Raw genomic sequence first — 24,254 nt, 5'->3', positions numbered from 1 at the left:
CGCAAGGATTCACAAAGTTGCCTAATGCGTGCAGCGAATGTAGGGAGAGGGGAGAGGAAAGGGAGCGGGGAAGCCGGCTGCGGTTGGAGGGGAGAAGGGTGAAGTCGGCAGCGGATGGAGGGGAAAAGGGGGAAGCCGGCTTCGGCGGTATTCTAAGCGCAAAAAAGCTGCCTCGTCCGTCGACGAGACAGCTTTTTCTTGTTTGAACGATCGACATTAACCCTTGCCCGGCCCTTCGCTGGCCCGTTTCCGGCTACTCGCTTCGTCATAACTGACGCGAAGCTACCCTTTTTTCCCGGCTCTTCGCCTTAGCCCTTCGCCTTGATGGCTTCCAGCGGCTTGGCGTTGCCGTACTTCGGATACTCGCGCGTGGACGGAGCGGCCCACTTCGCGGCGTTGCTCAAGATGCGGCGGACTTGCGGGTTGTAATACGTCGGGTACGTCTCGTGGCCGGGACGGAAGTAGAAGATCTTGCCTTGGCCGCGGGAGAACGTGCAGCCGCTGCGGAACACTTCGCCGCCTTCGAACCAGCTCACCAGGACCAGCTCGTCCGGCTGCGGGATGTCGAAGTGCTCGCCGTACATTTCCTCCGCTTCGAATTCGATGTATTCGCCGATGCCTTCGGCGATCGGATGGCCCGGGGAGACGACCCAGATGCGTTCCTTCTCGTCCGCTTCCCGCCATTTCAGGTCGCAGGACGTGCCCATCAGCTTCTTGAAGATCTTGGAGAAGTGGCCCGAGTGGAGCACGATCAAGCCCATGCCCTTCAGCACGCGCTGGTGCACGCGCTCGACGATCTCGTCGCTCACTTCGCCGTGCGCCATGTGGCCCCACCAGAACAGGACGTCCGTCTCGTTCAGGCGGGCTTCGGTCAGGCCGTGCTCCGCGTCGTCCAGCGTCGCGTAAGCGACATCGAATTCATCGGTTCCGAGCCCTTCGCCGATGGCGGCATGAATGCCGTTCGGGTAGACGGAGCGTACTTTTTCGTGCGTTTTCTCGTGGCGGTTCTCGTTCCATACGGTTACGCGCAAACGTTGTGTCATCGGTTCGATTCCTCCTGGCGATGTATATGCTTTCCTGTCTTCAGTATAGGCAATCATGCCGCATGCGAATATGCCGAATCTTAATCCTTTTATATTCAAAAGTGGTATACTGCTATTGTTGGAAAGGGGGGGAGCAGATTGCATACGCGCCAGCAGACGGCCGTCGCCGATACGCACGCGGACGCCGTGAACGAAGAAGTCATCTATCAGCATCCGCTATTGTTCCACAAAATATGGGAACTGAGCTCGACCGCCACGGATTCACGCCCGGGGGACGTCTGGAATTGGCACTACCACAAAGAGGTCGAATTCATCGCCATCGTGGACGGCCATCTGGCCGTGCAGACGATGCAGGATCTGCGGACGCTCGGGCCGGGAGACGTCATGGTGCTGGGCTCCTCCAGGCCTCACCGCACGCACAAGGCGTCGCCGGAGCCGATCCAATATATCGTGTTCCAAGTCGATCTGCCGCGCCACTTCGACCAGAGCATCCTGCCTTACCTGAATCTGTTCTCGGAGCTCACGCAGCCGCTCGAGCAGTTGAACTATATTTTCGATGAACAATCGGATGCGCGGCGGGAGGCGCATGCGCTCATCCTGGACATCTTCGAGGAGTCGCAGCGCGAAGAGGCGGGATACGAGATCGCGATCAACTCGTCGATCAAGCTGCTGCTGCTCCTCCTGCTCCGGCGCGACAACCGCAAGACGCTGCACGCGATGGGGGACTCGGGGCTGACGCGGTTCCGACCCGTCCTCGACTACGTCGATCAGCATCTGGGGGAGAAGATCGCCGTCGACGACGCGCGCGCCCTGCTGAACATGAGCTATCACCACTTCATCAAGACGTTCAAGCGGACGATGGGCATCCCTTTCGTCGATTACGTCAACTTCAACCGGATCAAGAAGGCCGAGCGCCTGTTGCTCACCACGGAGCTGAGCATCATGGAGATCAGCTTCGAGGTCGGGATCTGGAACATGGCGCAGTTTTATAAGTTGTTCAAAAGGCACAACCAGCATTCACCGAAGGAGTTCCGGCTGCGGATGCGGGGCTAAGAAGAAGAAGAAGACCGTCTCCGGCAAAGCTTGCGGGACGGTCTTTTTTCGGCGTATCCGAAAGAATAGGTTTCGCCAATCCTTTGCTGAACGTCTCTGATAAAAACTTTCATGACCAATTCCGGTTACGGGCCATGATGAAAGTATCGTTACAAGGGCTGAATCGCGTCCCGCGTGCTCTGTAACGATAGAAAGTATCGTTACAGGGGCTGGGGGGCGTCTTGCGTGCCCTGTAACGATAGAAAGTATCGTTACAGGGGCTGGAGTGCGTCTCGCGTGCTCTGTAACGATAGAAAGTATCGTTACAGGGGCTGAAGTGCGTCCCGCGTGCTCTGTAACGATAGAAAGTATCGTTACAGGGGCTGAAGTGCGTCCCGCGTGCTCTGTAACGATAGAAAGTATCGTTACATGGGGCTGGGGTACGTTTCGCTTCGAAGACTGCGAGGCCGTCTTACTTGCTTGTTCAAGGAGCACTGGCCCCTTTGGGCGGGGCTCCTTTTCCGACGACCGTTTGCCGATCCAAATCGACGTAGACCGTGATCGGTCCCGTTGCTTCTGTCTCCGTGTGGCGGAAGGTAACGGCGTATACTTCTTTTCCGTCATAGCGCTTATCCAGGAGAGGCGCGATCTCGTCCCGGACGGTCACTTTCCGCACGTCCGAATCTTTCGGACTTGTCGGGATTCGGCTCAGTTCGTCCTCGGCAAGACCGGCGAAAGCAATCATCTCGACCGGCGCTTCGCCGCTCTCGGACGGTCCAAAACGGCATCCGCCTACCGCGACCGCGAACAGGGTCAACGTCGCAAGGAACAGCAATCTCTTCAAGCGGCCACGCTCCTCTCGTTCCGTATGATTGTACGAACCGTTGCCTCATGATGTTGCGTTCGCGCCTTTTATATTAAGATGAGGTACGCGCGTCGTCTTCCGCCCCGGCCCGCCGCCTGTAGTCGCGCGGAGCGACGCCGGTCTTCTTCTTGAACAGCGCATTGAAGAACGGAAGGTCCTGATAGCCGACCGCCGCGGCGATATCGGCGACGGCCCGGTCGGTCATGTGCAGCAAGCGGCAGGCTTCGCCGACGCGCGTGTCCTGCGCGTATTCGGTCAGCGTCATGCCGGTCTGCCGCTTGAACAGGCGGTGGAACTGCCGTTCGCCGACGCCGCACATCGCCGCCGCTTCCGCCAGCGGCAAGTGCCTCTCCGGCTGCCCTTGCAGCAGCCGCAGGACGGCCTCCAGGCCGGCCGGGGCAGGGGGCGCGGCATGCGTCTTCTCCGGCTCCGTCCCCGCGCGGTAGAGCAGGAGCAGCAGCTCGAGCAGGCCCGCATGCAAAGCGGCTTCGCGGGCGGCGCCGCGCGAAGCGTATTCGTAATGCAGCTTCCGGAAGAGGCGCTGCGCTTCCCCGTCGCGGTCCCGGTAACGCTGCGGCGCAGTGTGGTCCAGCAGCGGGAGGCAGACGCTGCCGCCGGGCAAGGAGGCCAACAGCCGCTGCACGGTATCGACCGAGACGACGCAGTTATACACGATCAGCGATCTCGCCTTCGCCGGGGAGGCGGGACGGAACACGTGGGAGACGCCGACCGGAATCCAGAAGATGTCCCCTTGCGAGACCGGAAGCGCCCGGTCGCCGATATGGTGGGTGCCTGCTCCTTCGGCGACGCAGCAAATCTCCAGGAAGTCGTGGCGGTGTTCGATCACTTCGAAGGTCTCGACCGCCCGGTTTACGTAGATGGGAAGCCCCCGGGAGAACAAATCGTCTCCTCTGAACAGCGCAATCGGACGTTGAATGGTCATGTCGAAGTCCTCCTCCGCAAATGTCCGAATCGCCATGGGATAAAGTCGGAACCACCCTATATGTTCGGATTAGCTTCATCTTATGATGGAAGACAGAGATGCACAAGAGGAGGTTGCTGCGGCATGAGCCGACTGATGGTGATAGCGCTGACCAACGATTACAGAACCAACCCGCTGGGGACGGATGTGCGGAAGCCGCGTCTAAGCTGGAAGCTCGCATCCGATCGCCGGGGGACGCTGCAGGCCGCGTACCGGATTCAGGTCGCGGGGCCGGACGGCGGCTTCGACGCGCCGCTCTGGGACACGGAGCGGACGCCGTCGGATCAATCCGTCCACGTCGTCTACGAGGGGCCGGCGCTCGGCTCCCGGACCCGCTATTCGTGGCGCGTGAAGGTATGGGACAACCATGGCGCAGAGTCGGACTGGAGCGAGACCGCCTGGTGGGAGACGGCGCTGCTCAATGCCGCCGAATGGCAGGCGGAATGGCTCACGCCCGATCCGCGGGCGCTCGACCCGTTGGCGGAGCCGGCCTTCCTGCTGCGCAAGCCGTTCGAGCTGCGGGCCGGTATCCGCTCGGCGCGCGTCTACGCGACGGCCGCCGGCGTGTACGATCTGTACGTGAACGGGAACCGGGTGGGCGAAGACCTGCTCGCGCCGGGCTGGACGAGTTACAACAAGCGGCACGCCTATCAGACGTACGACGTAACCGACCGCCTGCGGGCCGGGCCCAACGCGGTAGGCGTTATCGTCGCGGACGGCTGGTTCAAGGGCAACCTGGCTTGGGAGAACCAGCGGCACATCTACGGCGATCGCCGCGGCGCGCTGCTACAGCTGCACGTCGTCTATGAAGACGGAACGGAGCAGATCGTCGCGTCGGACGAGAGCTGGAAGGCGTCGACCGGCCCCTTGCTGTACGCCGAGATCTACCACGGGGAGCGCTACGACGCGCGGCTCGAACAGGGCGGCTGGAGCGAAGCCGGGTTCCCGGATGCAGCGTGGCACGCGACGGTGCCGCTCGATCGTCCGCGGTCCATGCTGGGCGCGCAGGAGAACTGGCCGACCCGCGTGACGGAGACCCTGAAGCCCGTCGCGCTTATCCGGACGCCGGCCGGCGAGACCGTGCTGGACATGGGCCAGAACATGGTCGGCCGCATCCGCTTCTCGGTGGAAGCGCCCGCCGGCACCGAGATCCGGCTGCAGCATGCGGAAGTGCTGGATCAGGAAGGCAACTTCTATACGAAGAATCTCCGCAAAGCGAAGCAGCTCGTGAGCTACACGGCCAAGGGCGAGGGCGTGGAGACGTATGCTCCGCAGTTCACGTTCCAAGGCTTCCGTTACGTGAAGATCGAAGGGTATCCGGGCCAGGAGCGGGATCTCCCGCTGGACCGGTTCGTCGGCGAAGTCGTCCATTCGGACATGGCGCCGACCGGGACGTTCGACAGCTCGAGTCCGCTCGTGAACCAGCTGCAGCGCAATATCGCATGGGGGCAGCGAGGCAACTTCCTCGATCTGCCGACCGACTGCCCGCAGCGCGACGAGCGGCTCGGCTGGACCGGGGATGCGCAGGTGTTCGCGCGCACCGCCGCGTTCAACTTCCAGGTCGGACCGTTCTTCACGAAGTGGCTGCGCGATCTGAAGGCGGATCAGAAGGCGGACGGCGGCGTGCCGTTCGTCGTGCCCAACGTGCTGGGTGACGACGGCTATTCATCGGCCGCCTGGGGCGATGCGGCGGTCATCGTTCCCTGGACGGCTTACCTGGTCTATGACGACAAGCGGCTGCTCGCCGAACAGTACGGCAGCATGAAGGCCTGGGTCGGCTATATCCGGGCGCAAGGAGACCAGCCGTACCTCTGGAACACGGGCTTCCACTTCGGAGACTGGCTCGGCCTCGACGCCAAGGAGAACAGCTATATCGGGGCGACGCCGCGCGACCTGATCGCGACCGCGTTCTACGCCTATTCGACCCGGCTCGTCCGGGACGCCGCCGTCGTGCTGGGGCTTGCGGACGACGCGCGCCTTTATACGGCGCTGCACGCCCGGATCGTCGCGGCGTTCCGCGAAGAGTTCGTCACGCCTTCCGGCCGCCTGGCCGCGCCGACGCAGACCGCGCACGTGCTGGCGCTGACGTTCGGACTCGTCGAGGGAGCCGAGCGCGAACGAGTCGCCAAGGACTTGAACCAGCTGGTCGTCGACCAGGAATACCATTTGACGACGGGATTCGTGGGCACGCCGTATCTGTGCTTCGCCCTCTCGGACAACGGCTACCACGACACCGCGGTCAAGCTGCTGATGCAGGAGAGCTACCCGTCCTGGCTCTATTCCGTCACCAAGGGCGCGACCACCATCTGGGAGCACTGGGACGGGATCAAGCCGGACGGCTCGTTCTGGAGCGAGGATATGAACTCGTACAACCACTACGCGTACGGGGCGATCGGCGATTGGCTCTACCGCGTCGTAGCCGGATTGGATATGGACGAAGGCGAAGCGGGATACCGCCGGCTGCGCGTCCATCCGCGGTTCGCGGGCGAATCGCTGGGCCATGCGCGGGCTTCGTTCGAGTCCGTCTACGGCCGCGCCGAAGCGGGCTGGTCGGTGCGGGATGGGCAGCGCACGGTCGAGGTGACCGTGCCGGCGAACGCGACGGCGGAGATTACGCTGCCCGGCGCGAAGCTAGAGACCCTGACGGAGAGCGGACGGGCGGCGGACGGCGCCGAAGGCGTGGCCTTGACCGAGCAGACGGCGGAAGGCGTCCGCCTCGCGGTCGGTTCGGGCACCTACAGCTTCGTTTATTCCGGTTGACGCCGAGGACGGCGATTCACGCAAGGCATCAAGGCCTTCCCCCCGATCGGACACAAGATCTGGGGGCAAGGCTCTTTTTGTCGTCTAGTAATCGACGCTGAACGTATTTTTTCGACACTAACTTTTTTTCGGACAAGCAGGATTTTGCGCAAGCCTTGTCCCGCGTGCGATTGCGCCCCCGACTGCTCGCAAGCCGATCCTGTCGAACCAAAATTTGACGGAACAGCCTCCTTCCATCCATTGACATGCACAATATCTTGATGTAGATTATGTACTACCAACTACATATCGGTTTGAACGGGTGCAATCGCGTGTAAGATCAGGCGAGAGCTTAATAGGGAAGTCCGGTGCGAAGCCGGCGCGGTCCCGCCACTGTATAGGGGAGTTCTTCCTCCAGGTTGCCACTGGCGCCGCGACGAGCGGGCCGGGAAGGCGGAGGAGAGCGGCGATCCAGAGCCAGGAGACCTGCCCGTTCATCGACACGTTTCCCTACGGCGTATAGGGTGTGTCCGGTTTACGCACTGAAGCGGCGCGCGAGCGCGTCGTCCGAAGCGGCGCATTCGGCCTTTTTTGATGCCACCGGATGCGCCTTTCATATGGAACCGGACAGTTGCAAATACAAGTAGACTGAGAGGAGAGCTTGGCTATGGTGATCGCCTACGATTCGAAAACCGGCAACGTTCGGAGGTTTATTCGCAAGCTGAATTTGCCCGCCGTCCAGATTGACGACGCGATCACCATGGATGAGCCCTTCGTTATCGTCACGTACACGACCGGCTTCGGCCAAGTGCCGGAGAAGGTATCTTCTTTTCTCGAGCGTAACCATCGGAATCTCGTAGGCGTATCCGCCAGCGGGAACCGCAATTGGGGAGAAGGCTTCGCGCGCAGTGCCGACACCATCGCGCAGCAGTACGGGGTGCCGGTTATTCATAAATTCGAACTATCGGGAACACAGCGCGACGTGGATCAATTTATGCGGGAGGTGAGCGCAGTTGCGGCACATTGAATTGAACAACCTGTTAATGCAGCGCGGAGCGGACGGATTCTTCCAACTGGACAAGGACCGGGAAGCCGTCGTCGCGTTCATGGAAGAAGTGGCGGGCAAGAGCCTGGCCTTCACGGATCACCGCGCGAAGGTGCGCTATATGATCGAGAACGACTATTACGAGAACATCTACGAGCGCTATACCGAAGCGGAAGTCGACGAGATCTATCAAGTGACGCACAGCTATCAATTCGCGTTTCCTTCCTATATGGCCGCATCGAAGTTCTATACCGACTATGCGGTGAAGAGCAACGATCGCACCGTCTACCTGGAGCACTATCCGGACCGCGTCGCCATCGTGGCGCTGTATCTGGGCCGCGGCGACGTCAACACGGCGCACGCCCTCGCCCGTTCGATGATGGAGCAGCGTCTCCAGCCGGCGACGCCGACGTTCCTGAACGCGGGCAAGAGCCGGCGCGGCGAGATGGTCTCGTGCTTCCTGCTCGAGATGGACGACGCGCTGAACTCCATTAACCACGTGCTCGGAACGTGCATGCAGCTGTCCAAGATCGGCGGCGGCGTCGCCGTCAACCTGTCCAAGCTGCGCGGCCGCGGCGAGTCCATCAAGGGCGTCGAAGGCGCCGCGAAGGGCATTATGCCGGTGCTGAAGCTGATGGAGGACGCGTTCTCCTATGCGGACCAGATGGGACAGCGCAAGGGCTCCGGCGCGGGCTACTACAACATCTTCGGCTGGGATGTCATGGAGTTCCTCGACAGCAAGAAGATCAACGCCGACGAGAAGACGCGCCTCAAGACGCTGTCGATCGGCCTGATCGTTCCTTCGAAGTTCTACCAGCTGGCGGAAGAGAACAAACCGCTGCACGTCTTCGCTCCTTATACGGTGTACAAGGCGTACGGCCAACATATGGACGACATGGATCTCGACGAGATGTACGACACGCTGCTCGCGGACGACCGCGTGAAGAAGAAAGTCGTCATGAGCGCGCGCGACATGCTCGTGAAGATCGCGACGATCCAGCTTGAATCGGGCTATCCGTACATCATGAACCGTAGCAACGCGAACAAAGGCCATGCCCTGAAGGACATCGGCGCGATCAAGATGTCCAACCTGTGCACGGAGATCTTCCAGCTGCAGGAGACGTCGGAGATCGGCGACTACGGCCATGCGGACGTCATCCGCCGCGATATCAGCTGCAACCTGGCTTCGCTGAACATCGCGAACGTCATGGAGCGCAAGAAGATCAAAGCGTCCGTCCACGAAGGCATCGCCGCGCTGACCGCCGTCAGCGACATGACGACGGTCGCGAACGCCCCCGGCGTCGCCAAGGCGAACCGCGAGCTGCACTCCGTCGGCCTCGGCGCGATGAATCTGCACGGATTCCTCGCGAAGAACAAGATCGCTTACGAGAGCGAGGAAGCCAAGGACTTCGCGCGCGCGTTCTTCATGACCATGAACTTCCATTCGATCGAGAAGAGCATGGAGATCGCCAAGGAAACGGGCATCACGTTCGACGGGTTCGAACGTTCCGAATATGCGAAAGGCACTTACTTCGAACGTTATACCGAGACGGATTACCGTCCGGTTACCGATAAAGTGAAGGCGCTGTTCGAAGGGATCGCCATCCCGACGATGGCCGATTGGGCGGCGCTGGCGGAGCAGGTGAAGGCGCACGGACTGTACCATGCCTACCGCCTCGCCATCGCGCCTACGCAGAGCATCTCGTACGTGCAGAACGCGACGTCGAGCGTCATGCCGATCGTCGAACAGATCGAGACGCGGACCTACGCGAACTCGACCACGTACTACCCGATGCCTTATCTTCAGCAGGACAACTTCTTCTATTACAAGTCCGCCTATCAGATGGACCAGTTCAAGGTGCTGGACCTGATCGCGGAGATTCAAGCGCACGTCGACCAAGGCATCTCGACCGTGCTGCACGTCAACAGCGACGTGACGACGCGCCAGCTGGCACGCTATTATATCTACGCTTCCCGCAAGGGCTTGAAGTCGCTCTACTATACGCGGACGAACCGTCTGTCCGTCGAAGAATGCATCAGCTGCTCCGTGTAATCGCACGGAGCGGCCACCGAAGGAGATTAGGACATGGGCGCGATCAGAGCCGTTAACTGGAACCGGCCGGACGACGACTTCACGGCGACGTTCTGGAGCCAGAACATCATGCAATTCTGGACCGATGAAGAGATTCCGCTGTCCGACGACAAGATGTCCTGGATGACCTTGTCGGATGAAGAGAGATCTCTCTATATGAAAGTGCTCGGCGGCTTGACGCTGCTCGACACCGTGCAAGGCGGCGTCGGCATGCCGAAAGTGCTGGAGCATGTCGAAGGGCTGCAGCGCAAAGCCGTCCTCGGCTTCATGGCGATGATGGAGCAGATTCACGCCAAGTCGTATTCGAGCATCTTCACGACGCTCGCGACGACCGAGGAGATCGACCGCATCTTCAAGTGGGTCGAGGAGAATCCGTATCTGCAGACGAAGGCGGAGACGATCTCGCAATACTACAACAATATCCGCACGCGCAAAGACCTGTATCTGGCGATGGGCGCGTCGGTGCTGCTGGAGAGCTACTTGTTCTATAGCGGATTCTTCTATCCGCTGTACCTGGCCGGCCAAGGCAAGATGACGAGCAGCGGCGAGATCATCGACCTGATCCTGCGCGACGAGAGCATCCACGGCTTGTACGTCGGCGTGCTCGCCCAGGAAGTGTATGCGGAGCTCGACGAAGACGAGCAGCAAGCCGCCTACGAGACGCTGCAAGGGCTGCTGCGGTTCCTGCACGAGAACGAGGAACGCTACACGGAACAGCTGTATACGGAGATCGGCTTGACCGAAGAAGTGAAGGCTTTCCTGCGCTACAACGCGAACAAAGCGATGATGAACCTCGGGCTCGATCCGTTGTTCCCGGACGAGGACATCAACCCGATCGTCCAGAACGGCATCAGCACCCGCACCAAGCAGCACGACTTCTTCTCGAAGAAGGGCAACGGCTACGTCCGCACGACGAACGTCGAGCCGCTGCGCGACGAGGACTTTATTTTCTAAGCGAGGATTTGCAGCGAAGGCTGTTTCCAGAGCGAATTGCTTTGGGGGCAGCCTTATTTTGTTGTAGACGGACATGCTGCGGCGCAGGAACCGATGCGGGGAGGCTCCGGCATCCGTACTCGCGCGAACCCGGGACGCCCGCAAACGAGGTCGATCGAGGTTTCCGAACCGGATGAGGGTCCCGGAGCCTATAGTCAAGCGAAATCTCGGGTTAGATTGGGTGCCAAACTGCTGGAGTGCGGACGAAAGGCAAAAACTTGCAAACGTACAACTTATCGGACCCATATCGGGTGAAAAATAGCGATTACTTGCAAACGTACAACTTATTTGGATGAAAAGCGCCAAAAAGGAAAAAACGGATCGAATAAGTTGTACGTTTACATCTAATTATCTATTTTGGCGGTTTCTCCGTTAAAAAAGTTGTACGTTTACAACTCTTTCGTGAATGTGGAGGCCGTCGCCTTTTGAGAGGAGCGAGCGCCACGACATCCGCCACTGTTGGTGCTCGCCACCAGACCGTCCTGGCAGCGTCGACTAATCTATCTGTATTCGATCCGCCCGCGCCTGATCGGCCCGCATCGTGCGGCTGCGCTTGAAGGCGGCGGGCGTCTGGCCGGACAGCTGCTTGAACATGCGGTGAAAGTGGGGCAGACTCTCGTAGCCGCTGCGCGTGGCGATGACGTCGACGCTGTCGTCGGAGGCGACCAGCTGTTCCTTGGCATAGGCGATCCGCTTCGCGTTCACATAGGCCGTCACGTTCATACCGGTCAGCTGCTTGAACACGCGCGAGAAATGGGCGGGCGTGACGGCGGCGCGCTCGGACAGCGACGAGAGCGACAGCTCGCCGCCCGGGTGCCGGTCGATATGGCGCAGCATCTCCTGCATCCAGTGCGGCCCCACGCGCTTCACTTCCTCCTCCGCGTCTCTCCTCGCCGCTGGCCCCGTCATCCGATTCAACGCGAGCAGCAGGCGATGCAGCTCCAGCAGGACCGCCTGCCGGTAGCCGGACGCCTGATCGCGCAGCTCCTTCTGGATCGCGTCCAGCAAACGCTCTATCTCCGCGCTCGGCGTGCCCGGCAGCCTGTAACGGTGTTCGCGGCGGGCCTGCTCGAAGATCCGCATGCACGCATAGCCGTCCCCCAGCGCCGGCTGCCGCAGGAGCGGCGGCGCGAAGAAGACGGCGGTCGAGGTGATGCGGTCCACGCCGTCCGGAAAGGCGCGGTGAATCGTATTGCCGGGAATGACGAACAGGTCGCCCGGCCGCATCTCGAAAAACGATTGATCGATGAAGAAGGTGCCTTTGCCTTGATGGATATAGACGATCTCATACCGGTCGTGCAGATGGTCGGGCAGCTCGGTCTCGGGACTTTTCGTGTCCCGGTGGACGATATCGAACGGGAAGAGCGGATCGTCGGAGAAGCGCCGCTTGGGCATCGGATTCATGGGGATCAACTTCCTTTCGCCGCGTGAAGGCACCCTTGCTTCCTTGTTTCCCCAACATATCAAAAAAGAGTACTTATTCGCAAGATATGATTATTTTCATCTCCATTTCGGCTGTTAAAATGAACGTAAAAGCGCTTATTCCCGTAGTTCATCGCTAGATCGGAGGTATTGTCCATGCGCATAGACGCTCATCAGCACTACTGGTCGATCGCCCGGGGCGATTACGGCTGGATCACGCCGGAACTCCCCGTCCTGCACCGGGACTTCCTTCCCTCGCACCTCGCGCCGCATCTGGCCAGCCACAGCCTGGACGGCAGCATCGCCGTGCAGGCCGCGCCGACGCTCGCGGAGACGTCGTATCTGCTCTCCCTCGCGGAGCGGGAGGCGTCGATCCTCGGCGTGGTCGGCTGGCTCGATCTCGATGATCCGGCGCACCTCGCGCACTTCGAACGATTCCGGAAGCATCCCAAATATGTCGGCTTCCGGGTCATGATCCAGGAGATGCCGGACGCCCTCGGCGTGCTCGATCCGGCCTTCGTGGACGCGCTGCGCCACTATGCGGCGCTGGATGTCCCCGTCGATCTGCTCCTGAAGTCGGACCAGCTGGCGTCCGTGGCGGAACTCCTCGATCTCGTGCCGGGCCTCCGGGGCGTCATCGACCATCTGGCGAAGCCCCGGATCGCCGCGGGCGAGATGGAGCCTTGGCTGGGCTACATGCGGAGGATCGCCGGGCATCCCAACATCAGCTGCAAGCTGTCAGGCATGGTGACCGAAGCCGAACACGGGAACTGGCGCCCGGAGCAGCTGACGCCCTACGTGCGCGCGGTCGCGGAGCTGTTCGGGCCAGATCGCGTCTTGTTCGGGAGCGACTGGCCGGTGTGCTTGCTCGCCGCGAACTACGACGAGACGGTCAGCGCGCTGGAGCAGGCGCTCCCGGAGGCGTGGGGAGATGCCGAACGCGCGAAGCTGTACGGATTAAACGCGAAGGAGTTCTACAAATGCGGCCAACGTTAAATGTCGAATTGCTGGATCAAGCGGATCGGGAGCGCTGGGAAGCCGCAAAGCGCGATCCCGTCACCGTGCTGCAGATCGGGGAAGGCAACTTTCTGCGCGGCTTTGCGGATTGGATGATTCACGAGTGCCGCAAGCAGGGGCTGTTCGCGGGCAGCGTCGCGGTGACGCAACCGCGCCTCTCGGGCCGGCCGAAGATCGAGGCGCTGGCGGCGCAGGACGGCCTGTATACGCTTGTGACGCGCGGGCTCGTTGAGGGCGTCGCGACGGAGCGGGCCGAGATCGTCGGCGTGTTCGCCCAGGCATTCGATCCGTATGCGGACTGGGCCGCATTCGAGACGCTTGCTGCGAGCCCTTCGCTGCGTTTCGTCCTCTCCAACACGACCGAGGCGGGTCTCGCTTATCGGGAAGAGCCTGTGCCGTCCGGCGGGCCGATCCCTTCCTTTCCGGGCAAAATCGCGTACTTGCTCCATCTCCGCTATCGCGCCTTCGGGGGCGCGGCGGACAAAGGTATCGTGCTGCTGCCGTGCGAGCTCCTGGAGCGCAACGGCGACGCGCTGCGCGACGCGGTGCTCCGCCACGCGGCGGATTGGGGACTGGACGACGGCTTCCGCACATGGGTTCTACGCCACAATCGCTTCCTGAATTCGCTGGTCGACCGCATCGTGACGGGACATCCGGGAGAGGCGCAGGCGGAGGCTTGGTCCGACGAATGGGGATACGCGGATGGCCTGGTGGATACGGCGGAGCCCTATCATCTGTGGGCGATCGAGGCGGAGCCGGAGATGGACCGGGAGCTGCCGTTCGTCCAAGCCGGCTTGAACGTGCATTGGGTGGACGACCTGACGCCGTTCCAGCAGCGGAAGGTGCGGATTCTGAACGGTGCGCACACGCTCATGACGCCGCTCGGCCTGCTCTACGACATCGCGCACGTAGGGGAGCTGATCGCGCATCCCGAGCTGGGACCGTTCGTCCGGGACGCGGTGCGGGAGGAGATCGTGCCGGCGCTCCCTTATGCGGCGGACGAGATGAACGCCTATGCGGCGTCCGTCTTCGAACGGTTCGCGAACCCGTATATCCGGCATCGGCTCGCGGACATCGCCATGAACAGCCTGAGCAAATTCAAGACCCGGCTGCTGCCGACGCTCGCCCATTACGCGTCATCGGGCGCGGCGCTGCCGGATCGGCTCGTCCGGGGCTTCGCGGCGCTGCTGCGCCTGTACCGGGTCGAGCGTGACGGTGACGCCTTCATCGGCACGAGTTTGACTGGCACGCGTTATGCGATCCGCGACGACGAAAGGCTGCTCGGACGCATCGCGGACCGTTGGCAGGCGGCCGGCGATACGGGAGAGCCGCTGCACGCGACGGTCCGGCGCTTGCTCGCGGACGAAGCGTTGTGGGGCGAAGATCTGTCCGCATGGCCGGCGCTGGCCGATCGCATCGCGGAGCATTTGGCGGAATGGGAGGAGGCGTAAACGGATGAACGATTGGATTCGGCTCACCCCGAGCGATCACGTCGCGATCGCGCTGCGGCCGTTCGCGGCAGGCGAGGTGCTGACGCTGGAGGACGGCGCCGCGCTCGCGGTGGCGGAGGACGTGCCGCAAGGGCATAAAATATTGACCCGCCAGGTCGGCCAAGGACAGGACGTGCTGAAGTTCGGCTACTCGATCGGCAAGGCCAAATCGGACCTGGCGCCTGGCGTTTGGGTGCATACGCACAACCTGGAGACGGGGCTCAAAGGGATTCTGGATTATGTGTACGAACCGCCATCCGAGGCAGCAGCGGCGAGCGGTACCGCTGCTTCGGCGGCGAATGCGGGCAGCCTGCAGTCGGAGACAGTTCCTTCTGCATCTGCAGCAGGTTCAAACGACTCGCATCGAGAGAGCGGTGCGTCTTCTTCTGCGGTTGCCGCGAGCCATTCGCATTCACAGCCGGAGATGGCGTCGACAGCTCCCGCGGCAGATGCAGGCCGTTCGCAGCCGGAGACGTTCCAGGGGTACGTCCGTCCGAACGGCGAGGTCGGGATCCGCAACGAGCTGTGGATCATCAATACCGTCGGCTGCATCAACAAGACATGCGAGATTCTCGCGAAGCGGGGAGAGGCCGAATTGGCGGGACGCGTGGACGGCGTCTACCACTTTGCCCATCCCTTCGGCTGCTCGCAGCTGGGCGACGACTTGAAGCATACGCAGAAGTTGCTGGCTTCGCTCGTGAATCACCCGAACGCCGGCGGCGTGCTTGTCGTCGGGCTCGGCTGCGAGAACAATCAGATCGCGTCGTTCAAGCTGGCGATCGGCGACTACGACCCGACCCGGGTGAAGTTCATGGCCGCGCAGGAGGAGGCGGACGAGCTGGAGACGGGCGCCGCGCTGCTGGAGGAGCTGGCGGCGCATGCCGAACAGGATCGCCGCGAGCCCGTGCCGGTGTCGAAGCTGAAGCTGGGACTGAAGTGCGGCGGCTCGGACGGCCTGTCCGGCATCACCGCGAATCCGCTCGTCGGCGCGGTGTCGGATCGGCTGATCGCTTCCGGCGGCTCGGCGATCCTCACCGAGGTGCCCGAGATGTTCGGCGCGGAGACGATCCTCATGAACCGCGCCGAAGACGCGGAGGTGTTCGGGCGGATCGTCTCGCTGATCAACGACTTTAAGGCCTATTTCGTCCGACACGACCAGGAGATCTACGAGAACCCTTCCCCCGGCAACAAAGCCGGCGGCATCTCGACGCTGGAGGAGAAGTCGCTCGGCTGCACGCAGAAAGGCGGGCGCGCGACCGTCCGGGACGTCGTGCCGTACGGCGAACGGATTCGCAAGGCGGGCCTCACGCTGCTCGAAGCCCCCGGCAACGACCTCGTCTCCGTCACGGCGCTGTCGGCCGCCGGCGCGCATCTCGTGCTGTTCACGACCGGACGGGGGACGCCGTTCGGCGGGCCCGTGCCGACGGTGAAGATCTCGACGAACAGCGAGCTCGCGTCGCGGAAGAAGAACTGGATCGACTTCGACGCGGGCCGGCTGCTCGCGGACCGGAGTATGACCGCGTTGACCGACGAGCTGTGGACGCAGATCATGCAGCTGGCATCCGGCGAGCGGCAGACGTTAAGCGAGCGGAACGGCTTCCGCGAGATCGCGATATTCAAAGACGGCGTCATTCTCTAAGAGAATCGCGCAGGGGGAGAAGGGAATGAACGCTAATGAGATACCGCAAGCTCGGCCAGACCGGAATGGAAGTATCCGCGCTTAGCTTCGGCGCTTCGTCGTTGGGCTCGGTGTTCCGGGAGGCGAACGAGCCGGAAGGAATCCGCGCCGTCCATGCGGCTCTCGAAGCCGGCATCAACTACATCGACGTATCACCCTACTATGGCATGACGCTGGCGGAAACGGTGCTGGGCAAGGCGATCCGGGACGTTCCCCGCGACCGCTTCCTGCTGTCCACGAAGGCGGGGCGCTATGGCGCGGACGAATTCGACTTTTCGGCGCAGCGGATCGTAGACAGCTTGGAAGAGAGCCTCGTCAGACTGCATACCGACTACGTCGACATCCTGTTCCTGCATGACATTGAATTCGCGAAGCCGGACGTCATTCTGGAGGAAGCCATCCCGATGCTGAACCGGCTGAAGGCGGAAGGCAAGATCCGCCATTCCGGCATCTGCGGACTGCCGCTCGCGCTGTTCGAGCAACTGCTGCCGCAAGTCGAAGTCGACGCGATCATCTCGTACTGCCACTTCGCCTTGAACGATTCCTCCTTGCTCGGGCTGCTGCCTTTGCTCGAGGAACGGCAGGTCGGGCTCGTGAACGCGTCGCCGCTCTCCATGGGACTGCTCAGCCTGCGCGGTACGCCGGCGTGGCATCCCGCGAGCGAGGAAGTGAAAGCGAGATGCCGACTGGCTGCCGAATTCTGCGCGGCGCAAGGGGAGGATATCGCGAAGCTGGCGGTCCAGTTCTCGACGTCGAACGACCGGATCCCGACGACGCTCGTCAGCACCGCGAATCCGGACAACATCCGGCGCAACGCCGCCTGGACGGACGAGCCGATCGACGAAGCGCTGCTGCGCGAGGTGCTGGATCTGCTGGCGCCGGTGCATAACGCGACTTGGGCGAGCGGCGAGTCGATCTATAACGATAATCTGCGCACGTAGCGGAAGGTGGGGGACAGGGATGAGAGGCATCATCTGCGAACGGATCGGACGCTTCAAGATGGTCGACGACCTGCCCGAGCCCGTACCGGCAGAGGGCGAAGCGATCATTCGCATTCGGCGGGTCGGCATCTGCGGGACGGATCTGCACGCGTTCAAGGGGAACCAGCCCTTCTTCAGCTATCCGCGGATTCTCGGCCATGAATTGGCCGCCGTCGTGGAGAGGATCGGAGACAACGAGGCGGGATTGCGCGAGGGGGACCAGGTCAGCGTCATTCCTTACTTGCACTGCGGGGCGTGTATCGCCTGCCGCAGCGGCAAGGCCAATTGCTGCGTGGAGATGAAGGTGCTTGGCGTCCATCTCGACGGCGGCATGCGGGAGCGAATCGCCGTGCCGGCGTCTCATCTGATCCGGACGGAAGGGCTCACGCTCGACGAGACGGCCGTGCTCGAACCGCTCGCGATCGGAGCGCACGCGGTACGCCGCTCCGGCCTGCAAGCCGGAGAGACCGCGCTCGTCGTCGGCGCGGGACCGATCGGGCTTGCCGTCATGGCCTTCGTCAAGGCGGCCGGGGCGCGCTGCATCGCCATGGATCTGAACGAGGAGCGGCTCGCTTTCTGCGAGCGCTGGGCAGGCGCCGACGCGACGGTCAGCGCGCTGCGGCAGCCGCAGGCGCGGATCGCGGAGCTGACGGACGGAGACCTGCCGACGGCCGTGTTCGACGCGACGGGCAGCGCCCGGTCGATGACGGAGGCGTTCTCGTTCGTCGCGCATGGCGGAAGGCTCGTCTACGTCGGACTCGTGAAGGCGGATATCGCTTTCCACGACCCCGAGTTCCACCGGCGCGAGCTGACGCTGATAGGCAGCCGCAACGCGACGCGCGAAGACTTCGACCGCGTGCTGCGCACCGTCCGAGGCGGGAGCGTCGACGTCGGGGGCTATATCACCCATCGGGCTGCGCTCGATCAGACGATCGAATCGTTCGAAGGGTGGCTGAGGCCGGAGTCGAACGTCATCAAGGCGATGGTCGAGCTGTAGGGAGAGAACATTCGCATGGTCGCACAACGGTAGGCGGAAGCGCATAGGATGCGGGGAGAACGTTGAAGGAGGGTCCCCTTGCATGTTTACCGCCTACTACCCTCAGGCTGTCTATTTTCCTCAAGGCGCCTACTTTCCGCCTGCCGGCGATTACGGATACCGGGCGACCTTTACACCCGTCTGGGCGACCAGCTTCGCCGAAGCGACCGAGATGATCAAGGAAGCCGTCCAAGGAGAGCGCAACGACGAGCTGTTCTACGACCAGCTCATCCGAATGGCCCCCGATCGGGCGCAAGCCGATCTGATCGCGTCGATCCGAGACGACGAGCGTCAGCACAACCGAATGTTCAGGGAGATGTACGCGATCCTGACGGGCCGACAGGTGCCTCCCGCCGCCAACGAGCCGCCGGAGCGCTTCGGGACTTATGCCGAAGGCTTGGAAAAAGCGCTCATGGGCGAACTGGCGGCAGTCGAGAACTATCGGCGCATCTGGTTCGGGCTGCCTCCCGGCATTTACCGGGACACGGCGTACGGCATTATCCTCGACGAGCAGAAGCATGCCGACAAATACAACTACCTGCTGGGCAAGAACAGAACCTAGCTTAACCGCAAAGCGATTTGCGGTTTTTTTGTTTTCTGCCGTCGTACGAGCTTGCAGAGACATCCGGAACGGATAAACAGAACGACCGAATCGAACCTTTTCTCCGCTGAAGGTGTATCTACTATAGCAACTGCCAAGAAAGGAGAATCGTTCCTTGACGGAGTCCCCCCTGTCGGAAGAGCAAGCGAGAGAGATGTTCATCGCCCACTCGCCTTACGTGTACGGAATCGCGCTTATGCTGACCCGCTCGAAGACGCTGGCGGATGACGTCACCCAAGAGACGTTCCTGCGGGCGTTTCAAAAATACCATCTATTCGATGCGGCCAAGCCGATCCGGCCGTGGCTGTACCGGATCACCGTGAATTTGACGAGAAATCTGCTGCGCAAGCAGAGGTGGCTCACCTTCTTCGGGCAAATGCCGGAGGAGGCGAGGACGGACTATGCCTCGCTGGACGAGCTGCTGCTCCGGACCGAGCGGGAGCAAGAGCTGTGGCAGGCCGTCAACCGGCTGTCCAAACGAAGACGGGAGGTCGTCGCCTTGCACTATTACGTCGGCTTGCCGCTGCAGGAAGCGGCTTACATCCTCGATATTCCGCTAGGCACTTGCAAATCCCGGCTGCATGCCGCGCTAAAGCAATTGCGAATGGACGAGGCGGATCTGGGTCCGCTCCGCCAGGCGAAGGAGGACCGCGCATGAATCCGCTCCCGAACGAGGCGTACCAAGCCGTGCAAGAACGTCTGTCGAAGCTGTCTCCTTCGGTCCCGTTCGAGCAGATCTGGGACCGGCATCGGCAGGCGAAGCGCCCAAGAAGATCGCGAACCGCGATACGATTCGCCGTCCCCGCGCTGGCTTTGAGTCTCGTTGTCGTTTTGCTGGCCTGGGGCTCGCTCTCTCCGGCGGTTGGCGCAGCCTTCAACCGCATTCCTTTCATCGAGATGCTCATAAAGAAGGGCGGCTACAACAACGGACTTGGCGAGATCGAGCGATTGCACTTGAGCGAGCCTGTGGAGAAGGTCGTGACGGATCGGAATATCCAGCTGACCGTGGTCGAGGCATTCTATGACGGAGTGCAAATCGCAGTGAGCTATCGGGTCGATTATCTGAAGGAGGATGCCATCACGGAGCAGGATGTCGGGGTCTATTATCATATGGGCATTCAAGGGGCAGAGCCGACGATGATGGCCACGCACGAAAATACGATCACGGGCGACCGCACTTTCGTAGGGACGATCCTCATCAGTCTCACGGGTGCCGAGATGCCCGATCGTCCGGTACTGCAATTAGATATAAATCGTATTGGAAAGACGAGCGGAAATTGGAATGTAGCGGTGCCGTTGTCCGCTAAAAGGTCGGCGCCGAACACCAAGACGTTCCATCCCGGGATCGAAGCTTCCGTAGGCGATCATCGGTTCCGTGTCGAAAAGGTAACGATCACGCCGGTGACAACGCTGGTCGTCGTCCGTTCGGACGACAATGAACTAGCCTATCGATTGGAAGACGACTTGGAGACAAGATTATATGATGCAGGAGGCGGCGGCGCGATCAGCGGCGAGAAAGAATTGCACTTCGATCCTCCTGCGGAGATCAACGCCAGGCCGCGGTATCTGACACTGCTCGTTACGGGAAATCGGAGTGGAGGCGGAGAAAATCATACGGAGAATCGTACTGCCGCCTATAACGGGCAGATCCCGCTTGAGCTTGCAGGCAACGGCGGCGGATCGGTTGTCATTCGTGATGTTGCATTTCTAGCAGATCGCACCGAGGTCGAATACGATGCCAGCGATGCCGCGAATCAGCGTCCGATGCTCTATCTCGTAGATGCAACAGGAAAAACCTATTCGCCAATCGGCAATCCGGTTCGAACGGCGACGGACCGTTTTTCCTTCCGCCTCACCTATCCCAAAGTAGAATCCGAGGGGTTGCAGTTCACGATGACGCTGGACGTACCTGACGAAGCCCCGCTTGAGCCGAAACGGGTGAAAATTCCGCTGTCGTGGTGAGTGCCGTTCCGGGCGGCACCGTCAGAGCGTTCAGGCGCGCCATGCGCTTGCGACTTCCTTCGGGATGACTGCACGTTCCCGTCTGAAACACCAATTCCATCCTCCGCGAGCAGGCGCTCGCGGATTTTTTTCTGTCCGATGTCGCCAATTCGGATTGACGACAGGGAGGAGACGGTGAGATAATGTACGCGCGTACATTTATGAATCAAGCCTCAACCGAAAGGATAGAAGCGAGCATGGCAACGCGCAAGGAAGTGGCCGAACTCGCGGGCGTATCGGAGGCCACCGTCTCGCGCGTGCTGAACGGCGTCGGCCCGATCAAGGACGCGACGCGCGAACGCGTGATGGAAGCCGCGGCTCGGCTCGGCTACCAGCTAAACGCCGTGGCGTCCAGCTTCGCCCGGGGGCTCAGCGGCAATATCGGCGTCGTGCTGCCGCACGTGCCGAAGGTTCACCTGTTCTCCACGTACTATTTCTCCGAGATCCTGAGCGGGATCGGCGAAGCGGTGCGAACCGGCGGACACGGGCTGCTGCTGCTCTACCGCGATCCGGGGCAGCCGTTCGACTACGTCTCGCTGTTTCGGACGCGGCGGGTCGACGCCTGTCTGGTGCTTGGGGCTAGCTCGCTGCCGGATGAAGAAGCGGGGATCCGCGCGCTGGCGGAGGAGGACGTTCCCTTCTGCGTCGTCGATCAGCGGTTCGGCGGGCTGCCCGTGCCGGCCGTCATCGCCGATCACGTCAGCGGGAGCTACGTCGCAACCCGGCATCTCCTCGCGTCGGGGCACGCCCGCATCGGCTTCTTGAACGGCTCGCCGCAGTATTCCAACAGCGCGGACCGAAGCCAGGGCTATCGGATGGCTTTGACGGAAGAGGGCATCGCCTGGAACGAGGACATCGTCTACGAGGGCAACTACAGCCGGAAGAGCGGGTACGAGGCGGCGGCGCGCGTGGCGGCCGACTTCGATCGGCTGGACGCGGTGCTGTGCGGCAACGACCGGATGGCGATCGGACTCGTGCAAGGGCTGAAGGAGCGGGGATTCCGCCTGCCGTACGACTTGCCGATCGTCGGCTACGACAACGCGGACGCGTCGAGTCTGATCGATCCGCCGCTGACGACCGTCGAGGTGCCGTTCTACGAGATGGGCTTGCGGGCCGCGAGCCGCCTGCTGAGCCGGCTGGGGGGCGGAGCGGAAGACGCTTCCGCCGGCCTGGAGGTGCTGCCGACCCGGCTCGTCGTGCGCAAGTCCTGCAAGACATCGACGCCTGAGGCGAAGGAGAGCGAGAACGAATGAAAAAAGCGCTGATCGTATGGGGCGGCTGGGACGGCCATCAACCGAAGGAAGTCGCCGGACTGTTCAAAGACATTTTGGAGAAAGAAAGCTTCGAGGTCGAAGTGTCCGACACGCTGGAAGCGTTCGCGGATGCGGATAGGCTGAAGTCGCTCGATCTCATCGTGCCCTGCTGGACGATGGGGCGGATCGAGCAGCAGTGGGTGAACAACGTATCCGAAGCGGTCCAATCGGGCGTAGGCCTCGCGGGCGTTCACGGCGGCATGTGCGACGCCTTCCGCGAGAACACCGACTGGCAGTTCATGACCGGCGGCCAGTGGGTGGCGCATCCCGGCAACGACGGGACCGAATACGTCGTCAACATCAAGCACAGCTCCAGCCCGCTCGTCGCCGGGCTCGAAGATCTCACGGTGTCCACGGAGCAATATTACCTGCACGTCGATCCCGCCGTCGAAGTGCTGGCCACGACGCGGTTCCCGGTCGCGCCGGGTCCGCATTCGCTGAACAAAGCGGTCGACATGCCGGTTATCTGGACGAAGCGTTGGGGCGTCGGCCGGGTCTACTACAACGCGCTCGGCCATCAAGCGAATATCATCGCGCTGCCCGAAGTGACGGAGATGATGCGCCGCGGCTTCCTGTGGTGCGCCGAGGGCAAAGCGGAGGCGGCCAAGACGGGTTACGCGCAAGGCTCGGCATACACGGGCATGCAAGACAATCAGCTGTAACTTAACCGGAGAGAGGAACGGGAATCCATGGACAAGATCAAAGTCGGCATTATCGGTACGGGGAATATCAGCGGCATCTACTTCCAGAACGGCAGCCGGTTCGATTCGATGGAGGTCGTCGCCTGCGCGGACTTGGACGTCGAGCGGGCCAAAGCGAAGGGCGCCGAGCATGGCGTGCGGGGCTGCTCCGTCGAGGAGCTGCTCGCGGACCCCGACATTCGGCTCATCATCAACCTGACCATCCCGCAGGCGCACGCTTCGGTCTGTCTGCAAGCGCTGGAAGCGGGCAAGCACGTCTACGTGGAAAAACCGTTCGCGGTGACGCGCGAGGACGCCAAACGCGTCCTGCGGCTGGCCGAGCAGAAAGGGCTGCTCGTCGGCAGCGCCCCCGATACGTTCCTCGGCGGCGGCATTCAGACGTGCGTAAAGCTGATCGAAGACGGCTGGATCGGCACGCCGATCGGCGCAACCGCCTTCATGGTCGGCGGCGGCCACGAGAGCTGGCATCCGGCGCCGGAATTCTACTATCAGAAGGGCGGCTGCCCGATGTTCGACATGGGGCCGTACTACTTGACCGCGCTGGTCGCCATGCTGGGGCCGATCTCCCGCGTGACCGGATCTGCGCGCATCTCCTATCCGGAGCGCACGATTACGAGCCAGCCGAAGTACGGCCAGAAGGTACAGGTGGAGGTGCCGACGCACGTCGCGGGCATTCTCGACTTCGCGTCCGGGCCGGTCGGGACGATCCTGACCAGCTTCGACGTGAAGGGCGGCTCGGTCTTGCCCCGCATCGAGGTGTACGGCAGTCTCGGCACGCTGCAGGTGCCGGACCCGAACGGCTTCGGCGGCCCGATCGGCATCTGGCGCCACGGCGCGAAGGAATGGTCCGAGATCCCGCTGACGCACGGCTACGCGGAGAACGCCCGCGGCGTCGGCGCGGCCGATATGGCGAAGGCGATCCAGACCGGGCGCAAGCATCGCGCCAACGGCGAGCTGGCGTATCATGTGCTGGAAGCGATGCACGGGCTCCACGACGCCTCCGAGCAGGGCAAGCACTACGTCATGGAGAGCACGTGCGATCGGCCGGCCCCGCTGCCGCTGGGCCTGCGCGACTTTGAGCTCGACGCTTAAGCGGCGAACGAGAACCGATCCGGACGCGCGAATCGCAGATCTTTCTGCGGTTCGCGCGTCTTTTTGCGAGGAACGCCTTCGTCTAGACCCAAAAAAAGGGCCCGCTCGGAGGGAGGCCACTGAATAACTAAC

General features: G+C 62.1%; 20 protein-coding genes and 1 riboswitch. Of the genes, 16 read left to right on the top strand and 4 right to left on the bottom strand.

Going from position 1 to position 24,254, the window contains the following annotated elements; translation table 11 throughout:
• Window positions 1-308: 308 nt before the first annotated feature.
• Complete coding sequence (locus tag H7C19_RS30095) at window positions 309-1,043, bottom strand: ThuA domain-containing protein (RefSeq protein ID WP_185672799.1); 735 nt, start codon at window positions 1,041-1,043, stop codon at window positions 309-311.
• 138 nt (window positions 1,044-1,181) lie between these two features.
• Between H7C19_RS30095 and H7C19_RS30090 the strand changes: the two genes are divergently transcribed.
• Complete coding sequence (locus H7C19_RS30090; RefSeq protein ID WP_185672798.1) at window positions 1,182-2,096, top strand: helix-turn-helix domain-containing protein; 915 nt, start codon at window positions 1,182-1,184, stop codon at window positions 2,094-2,096.
• Between the two features lie 463 nt (window positions 2,097-2,559).
• On the opposite strand, the gene H7C19_RS30085 is transcribed toward H7C19_RS30090, so the two are convergent.
• Together H7C19_RS30085 and H7C19_RS30080 are read right to left on the bottom strand one after the other, a co-directional pair.
• Window positions 2,560-2,919 (bottom strand): hypothetical protein, encoded by a 360-nt coding sequence (locus H7C19_RS30085; protein ID WP_185672797.1) that lies wholly within the window; start codon window positions 2,917-2,919, stop codon window positions 2,560-2,562.
• A 73-nt stretch (window positions 2,920-2,992) separates the two neighbouring features.
• Complete coding sequence (locus H7C19_RS30080) at window positions 2,993-3,883, bottom strand: AraC family transcriptional regulator (RefSeq protein WP_185672796.1); 891 nt, start codon at window positions 3,881-3,883, stop codon at window positions 2,993-2,995.
• Window positions 3,884-4,006: 123 nt separating this feature from the next.
• Between H7C19_RS30080 and H7C19_RS30075 the strand changes: the two genes are divergently transcribed.
• The 4 genes from H7C19_RS30075 (at window position 4,007) to nrdF (ending at window position 10,752) form a co-directional block, all read left to right on the top strand.
• Complete coding sequence (locus H7C19_RS30075; protein ID WP_185672795.1) at window positions 4,007-6,682, top strand: alpha-L-rhamnosidase; 2,676 nt, start codon at window positions 4,007-4,009, stop codon at window positions 6,680-6,682.
• Window positions 6,683-6,964: 282 nt separating this feature from the next.
• A riboswitch (cobalamin riboswitch) is annotated at window positions 6,965-7,169 on the top strand.
• A 159-nt stretch (window positions 7,170-7,328) separates the two neighbouring features.
• The gene (gene nrdI, locus H7C19_RS30070) at window positions 7,329-7,688 is read left to right on the top strand and encodes a class Ib ribonucleoside-diphosphate reductase assembly flavoprotein NrdI (protein WP_185672794.1); all 360 of its coding nucleotides are present in this window, start codon (window positions 7,329-7,331) and stop codon (window positions 7,686-7,688) included.
• Window positions 7,675-9,759 carry a class 1b ribonucleoside-diphosphate reductase subunit alpha gene (nrdE, locus tag H7C19_RS30065; RefSeq protein ID WP_185672793.1) on the top strand — a complete coding sequence of 695 codons (2,085 nt, stop codon included), beginning with the start codon at window positions 7,675-7,677 and terminating at the stop codon, window positions 9,757-9,759. Before nrdI ends, nrdE begins: the two co-directional genes overlap by 14 nt.
• Before the next feature lie 33 nt (window positions 9,760-9,792).
• Window positions 9,793-10,752: a class 1b ribonucleoside-diphosphate reductase subunit beta gene (nrdF, locus tag H7C19_RS30060; protein ID WP_185672792.1), complete on the top strand. Its 960-nt coding sequence runs from the start codon at window positions 9,793-9,795 to the stop codon at window positions 10,750-10,752.
• 534 nt (window positions 10,753-11,286) lie between these two features.
• On the opposite strand, the gene H7C19_RS30055 is transcribed toward nrdF, so the two are convergent.
• Window positions 11,287-12,195: a helix-turn-helix domain-containing protein gene (locus H7C19_RS30055; protein WP_185672791.1), complete on the bottom strand. Its 909-nt coding sequence runs from the start codon at window positions 12,193-12,195 to the stop codon at window positions 11,287-11,289.
• 174 nt (window positions 12,196-12,369) lie between these two features.
• Between H7C19_RS30055 and H7C19_RS30050 the strand changes: the two genes are divergently transcribed.
• The 11 genes from H7C19_RS30050 (at window position 12,370) to H7C19_RS29995 (ending at window position 24,122) form a co-directional block, all read left to right on the top strand.
• Entirely contained in the window at window positions 12,370-13,209 is an 840-nt protein-coding gene (locus H7C19_RS30050; RefSeq protein WP_185672790.1) for an amidohydrolase family protein, read from the top strand.
• Entirely contained in the window at window positions 13,194-14,681 is a 1,488-nt protein-coding gene (locus H7C19_RS30045) for a tagaturonate reductase (RefSeq protein WP_185672789.1), read from the top strand. The genes H7C19_RS30050 and H7C19_RS30045 overlap by 16 nt, the downstream gene beginning before the upstream one ends.
• A 4-nt stretch (window positions 14,682-14,685) precedes the next feature.
• The gene (locus H7C19_RS30035) at window positions 14,686-16,359 is read left to right on the top strand and encodes a UxaA family hydrolase (protein ID WP_246470103.1); all 1,674 of its coding nucleotides are present in this window, start codon (window positions 14,686-14,688) and stop codon (window positions 16,357-16,359) included.
• A 35-nt stretch (window positions 16,360-16,394) separates the two neighbouring features.
• Entirely contained in the window at window positions 16,395-17,339 is a 945-nt protein-coding gene (locus tag H7C19_RS30030; RefSeq protein ID WP_185672788.1) for an aldo/keto reductase, read from the top strand.
• A gap of 19 nt (window positions 17,340-17,358) precedes the next feature.
• The gene (locus H7C19_RS30025) at window positions 17,359-18,375 is read left to right on the top strand and encodes a zinc-binding alcohol dehydrogenase family protein (RefSeq protein ID WP_185672787.1); all 1,017 of its coding nucleotides are present in this window, start codon (window positions 17,359-17,361) and stop codon (window positions 18,373-18,375) included.
• An 82-nt stretch (window positions 18,376-18,457) separates the two neighbouring features.
• A complete protein-coding gene (locus H7C19_RS30020; protein WP_185672786.1) occupies window positions 18,458-18,976 on the top strand; it encodes a ferritin-like domain-containing protein in 519 nt (172 codons plus the stop codon).
• A 154-nt stretch (window positions 18,977-19,130) separates the two neighbouring features.
• Window positions 19,131-19,673: an RNA polymerase sigma factor gene (locus H7C19_RS30015; RefSeq protein ID WP_246470102.1), complete on the top strand. Its 543-nt coding sequence runs from the start codon at window positions 19,131-19,133 to the stop codon at window positions 19,671-19,673.
• A complete protein-coding gene (locus H7C19_RS30010) occupies window positions 19,670-20,977 on the top strand; it encodes a DUF4179 domain-containing protein (protein WP_185672785.1) in 1,308 nt (435 codons plus the stop codon). Before H7C19_RS30015 ends, H7C19_RS30010 begins: the two co-directional genes overlap by 4 nt.
• A gap of 236 nt (window positions 20,978-21,213) precedes the next feature.
• Window positions 21,214-22,269, top strand: a complete 1,056-nt coding sequence (locus H7C19_RS30005; RefSeq protein ID WP_185672784.1) for a LacI family DNA-binding transcriptional regulator — start codon at window positions 21,214-21,216, stop codon at window positions 22,267-22,269.
• Window positions 22,266-22,991: a ThuA domain-containing protein gene (locus H7C19_RS30000; protein ID WP_185672783.1), complete on the top strand. Its 726-nt coding sequence runs from the start codon at window positions 22,266-22,268 to the stop codon at window positions 22,989-22,991. The genes H7C19_RS30005 and H7C19_RS30000 overlap by 4 nt, the downstream gene beginning before the upstream one ends.
• Before the next feature lie 27 nt (window positions 22,992-23,018).
• The gene (locus H7C19_RS29995) at window positions 23,019-24,122 is read left to right on the top strand and encodes a Gfo/Idh/MocA family protein (protein ID WP_185672782.1); all 1,104 of its coding nucleotides are present in this window, start codon (window positions 23,019-23,021) and stop codon (window positions 24,120-24,122) included.
• The last annotated feature ends 132 nt before the right edge of the window (window positions 24,123-24,254 follow it).

The organism is Cohnella nanjingensis (genome assembly GCF_014212125.1).
Taxonomy (GTDB): domain Bacteria; phylum Bacillota; class Bacilli; order Paenibacillales; family Paenibacillaceae; genus Cohnella; species Cohnella nanjingensis.
Note: the sequence above shows the minus strand (reverse complement) of the source record. Positions and strands in the feature narration are given on the sequence as shown.

Bases quoted from the DNA above. Each gene is read 5' to 3' on its own strand.
- H7C19_RS30095 (WP_185672799.1), bottom strand. From the start codon at position 1,043: ATGACACAACGTTTGCGCGTAACCGTATGGAACGAGAACCGCCACGAG.
- H7C19_RS30080 (WP_185672796.1), bottom strand. From the start codon at position 3,883: ATGACCATTCAACGTCCGATTGCGCTGTTCAGAGGAGACGATTTGTTC.
- H7C19_RS30075 (WP_185672795.1), top strand. From the start codon at position 4,007: ATGAGCCGACTGATGGTGATAGCGCTGACCAACGATTACAGAACCAAC.
- nrdI (WP_185672794.1), top strand. From the start codon at position 7,329: ATGGTGATCGCCTACGATTCGAAAACCGGCAACGTTCGGAGGTTTATT.
- nrdF (WP_185672792.1), top strand. From the start codon at position 9,793: ATGGGCGCGATCAGAGCCGTTAACTGGAACCGGCCGGACGACGACTTC.
- H7C19_RS30055 (WP_185672791.1), bottom strand. From the start codon at position 12,195: ATGAATCCGATGCCCAAGCGGCGCTTCTCCGACGATCCGCTCTTCCCG.
- H7C19_RS30050 (WP_185672790.1), top strand. From the start codon at position 12,370: ATGCGCATAGACGCTCATCAGCACTACTGGTCGATCGCCCGGGGCGAT.
- H7C19_RS30045 (WP_185672789.1), top strand. From the start codon at position 13,194: ATGCGGCCAACGTTAAATGTCGAATTGCTGGATCAAGCGGATCGGGAG.
- H7C19_RS30035 (WP_246470103.1), top strand. From the start codon at position 14,686: ATGAACGATTGGATTCGGCTCACCCCGAGCGATCACGTCGCGATCGCG.
- H7C19_RS30030 (WP_185672788.1), top strand. From the start codon at position 16,395: ATGAGATACCGCAAGCTCGGCCAGACCGGAATGGAAGTATCCGCGCTT.
- H7C19_RS30025 (WP_185672787.1), top strand. From the start codon at position 17,359: ATGAGAGGCATCATCTGCGAACGGATCGGACGCTTCAAGATGGTCGAC.
- H7C19_RS30020 (WP_185672786.1), top strand. From the start codon at position 18,458: ATGTTTACCGCCTACTACCCTCAGGCTGTCTATTTTCCTCAAGGCGCC.
- H7C19_RS30010 (WP_185672785.1), top strand. From the start codon at position 19,670: ATGAATCCGCTCCCGAACGAGGCGTACCAAGCCGTGCAAGAACGTCTG.
- H7C19_RS30005 (WP_185672784.1), top strand. From the start codon at position 21,214: ATGGCAACGCGCAAGGAAGTGGCCGAACTCGCGGGCGTATCGGAGGCC.
- H7C19_RS30000 (WP_185672783.1), top strand. From the start codon at position 22,266: ATGAAAAAAGCGCTGATCGTATGGGGCGGCTGGGACGGCCATCAACCG.
- H7C19_RS29995 (WP_185672782.1), top strand. From the start codon at position 23,019: ATGGACAAGATCAAAGTCGGCATTATCGGTACGGGGAATATCAGCGGC.